The sequence below is a fragment of the Actinomyces sp. ICM58 genome (assembly GCF_000283035.1).
Lineage (GTDB): Bacteria > Actinomycetota > Actinomycetes > Actinomycetales > Actinomycetaceae > Pauljensenia.
The window spans coordinates 1-3,333 of sequence record NZ_ALIY01000101.1 but is presented as its reverse complement, the minus strand read 5'-3'; the positions used below and the strand labels follow the sequence as shown (position 1 = coordinate 3,333).

2 protein-coding genes are annotated in these 3,333 nt (G+C 67.2%); one reads left to right on the top strand and one right to left on the bottom strand.

The annotated features are described in order from the left end of the window. Positions 1–49 precede the first annotated feature (49 nt). The gene (locus HMPREF1138_RS05025; protein ID WP_009057309.1) at positions 50–1,390 is read right to left on the bottom strand and encodes an AGE family epimerase/isomerase; all 1,341 of its coding nucleotides are present in this window, start codon (positions 1,388–1,390) and stop codon (positions 50–52) included. Positions 1,391–1,639: 249 nt separating this feature from the next. Here HMPREF1138_RS05025 and pgm point away from each other — a divergent pair, with 249 nt between their 5' ends. After that, complete coding sequence (gene pgm / locus HMPREF1138_RS05020) at positions 1,640–3,316, top strand: phosphoglucomutase (alpha-D-glucose-1,6-bisphosphate-dependent) (protein ID WP_039936978.1); 1,677 nt, start codon at positions 1,640–1,642, stop codon at positions 3,314–3,316. Positions 3,317–3,333: the final 17 nt, after the last annotated feature.

Genomic DNA, 3,333 nt, shown 5'->3' with positions numbered 1-3,333 from the left:
CGGGGCACTCGCCCCGGGCCCGCCCCCTGTCACAGCGACGACAGCCCTGTCAGCCTCGCAGGCCAAAGAAGTTCCAGGACTTCTTGTCGGGCGCCGGCTCCTCGGGGTGGTCGAGGAGACCGCGCGAGAGAGCGGGGGCCGTCGGCGGCCACAGGGGCACGCGGATGGCGAGCATCGCCTGGATCGCGTGGTAGACGTCCCAGCGCGAGGACTTGGCGGGTTGGACGCTCTCATTGTTGGGGCCGAGGCGACGAATCCAGCGTCCGGGCTGGGTGATCAGGTAGTCGTGGATGTAGTCGACGAAGGAACGGTAGCAGTGCTCGAAGTGCTCGACCTCGTCGAGGCGGTGCCCATCATCCAGCATGGCGCGGCGCACGGCGACGGCCGCGCACACGCCCTCACACACGACCCACTGCTGGTGCTCGTCCTCGCCGGGCACGGGATCGCCCTGGTCGTTGACGCCGGTCGAGAAGCCGGGGGCGCCGCCGGTGCGACGCCAGCCGTCGACGCGGGCGCGTTCGAACAGTTCGGTGCCCATCTCGAGCAGGTAGTCGGGCACGTCCCAGCCCATGGAGCGCAGGCCGGCGCGCACCTGCAGGGTGAAGCGCGCGAGCTGCATGGAGTGCCCGGTGACGTAGCCTTCGTGGTAGCGGCGCCCGTCGTTGCAGAGCTTTCCGGCCTCGAGGCTGGGCTGCCATTCTTCGTCGTAGTACTCGGGGATGCGCCAGTTGTTCTTGGAGGCGACCTTGTACGCGAAGGCCGTCATCTTTTCGGCGCGGTCGAGCCATTCGGGCTCGGTCGTGGCCTCGGCGGCGGCCATGTAGGCCTCGATCGTGTGGATGAGCGTGCCGAGCGCGTGCACGGGTGCGGGCTCGGTGAAGGCCTCATCGTACTGGTCCCACACGAGGCCGTAGTCGTCGATCCAGTAGTCCTTCTGCTCTTGGAGCATGGTTTCGAGGAGCTCGTGCGCGCCGGGCCGGTTCGCGACGGTCGCGGCGGCCACTCCGAGCAGCGCGTACACGGTGTGGTACTGGGACTTCACGCGCGACGCCTCGTCCCAGGGGACGCCGTGGCCCTCCTCGTCGGGTTCGGCCTTGATCTGGTACCACATGCCGCCGTTGACGGGGTCCGTGAAGTACGTGGTCAGCGACTTGACGGCGTGATCGGCGTAGCGGCGCGTGCCGGGCAGGCCCATGAGCGCACCGAGGGAGAAGATGTAGGCCATGCGCCCGGTGACGGCCAGGTCGATGGACCGGCTCAGGTCCGGTTTGCCGTCGGCGTCCAGGTGCGCGAAGCCGGTGGGCACGATCGCACCTTCGGCTTCCTCGATGAGCGCCTGCATGTTGGCGCTGAGCCAACGGTTATGTTCGATGGAATCAAACCATCCCACGATGTTCCTCCTGCCAAAACAGCCACGGTCTGCGGTGACCGACCTCTCATAGGATAGTCGCTTGTGTCCTCGTTTGGGAATACGTGCTGCCCTATGAGTCATATTCGGGGACGAGGCCGGGGCTCAATATGCGCTGACCTGTGGTTTTGCGCCCGCTCGGCCACGGCCTCGGACGGGAGGAAACGATGAGCCGTTTCACGGCGTGGACGGCACTACACACGAAGGGACGTTACGTGCAACACTGTGTTCATGCATGATCGAGCTGGCACACGTGCCCTTCCAGAAGACCTCATCAACGTCGACGATGTCATCTCCGCCTACTACGACATCGTCCCTGACCCGACCGACGTGGGACAGCGCGTCGCGTTCGGAACGTCGGGCCACCGCGGCGCTTCGCTGGACGGTAAGTTCAACGAGGCGCACATCATCGCCATCACCGCGGCGATCATCGAGTACCGCGCCTCGCAGGGCATCAACGGACCGCTGTTCATCGGCCGTGACACGCACGCCCTGAGCGAGCCCGCGTGGCGTACCGCCCTGGAGGTCCTCGCGGCCGCCGGCATCGACACGCGCATTGACTCGCGCGGCTCCTACACGCCGACCCCCGCCGTGTCTGTCGCGATCCTGGGCGCGAACGGCGCGCCGGCGAATCTGCGCACCGAGGGCGACGGCCTGGCTGACGGCATCGTCGTGACCCCCAGCCACAACCCGCCGCGCGACGGCGGCTTCAAGTACAACCCGCCTCACGGCGGCCCCGCGGACACGGACGCGACCGGTTGGATCGCGGCGCGCGCGAACGAGCTGCTGGATTCGGGCGAGTGGAAGGACGTTCCGCGCGTCACCGGCTCCGAGCTGCTGCATGACCCGAACATCAAGCCCTTCGATTACCTGGAGTTCTACGTCTCGCAGCTGGACCAGGTTGTCGACATTGAGGCGATCCGCAACGCGGGCGTGCGTATCGGCGCCGACCCGCTGGGCGGCGCGTCCATCGACTACTGGGCGGCCATCGGCGAGCGTTACGGCCTGGATCTGACGGTCGTCAACCCCGAGGTGGACCCGGCGTGGCCGTTCATGACGCTGGACTGGGACGGCAAGATCCGCATGGATTGCTCGTCGCCCTACGCGATGGCGTCTCTGCGTCAGGCCATGACCCCCGACGCCGAGGGCAACACCCCCTACGACATCGCGACCGGCAACGACGCGGATTCGGATCGCCACGGCATCGTCACACCTGACGGCCTGATGAACCCGAACCACTTCCTGGCTGTGGCCATCGAGTACCTGTTCACGCACCGTCCCGGGTGGAGCGAGGATGCGGCCGTGGGTAAGACCCTGGTGTCTTCCGCGCTGATTGACCGCGTCGTGGCCGCCATGGGCCGCAAGCTCATCGAGGTGCCAGTGGGCTTCAAGTACTTCGTGCCCGGCCTGCTGTCCGGCACCGTGGGCTTTGGCGGTGAGGAGAGCGCGGGAGCGTCCTTCCTGCGTAAGGACGGCACCGTGTGGTCGACCGATAAGGATGGCATCATCCTGGCGCTGCTCGCCTCGGAGATCCTGGCCGTGACCGGTAAGACCCCGTCGCAGCTGCATAGGGAGCAGGTGGAGCGCTTCGGTGCTTCCGCTTACGCTCGTATTGACGCGGCCGCCTCCCGCGAGGAGAAGGCGAAGCTCGCGGCCCTGTCCGCGGACGATGTGACCGCGACCGAGCTGGCCGGGGATCCGATCGTCGCCAAGCTGGTGCGCGCGCCCGGTAACGACGCGCCGATCGGCGGCCTGAAGGTGACGACGGAGTCCGCGTGGTTCGCGGCTCGCCCGTCGGGCACCGAGGACGTGTACAAGATCTACGCGGAGTCCTTCAAGGGTGCCGAGCACCTGGCTGAGGTTCAGGAGGCCGCCAAGCAGGTCGTGTCCGACGCCCTGAACGGCTGACGCTCTGACGCTGCCCG

Excerpts from the sequence above, each read along its gene's own strand:
- pgm (WP_039936978.1), top strand. The coding sequence starts at position 1,640 with ATGCATGATCGAGCTGGCACACGTGCCCTTCCAGAAGACCTCATCAAC.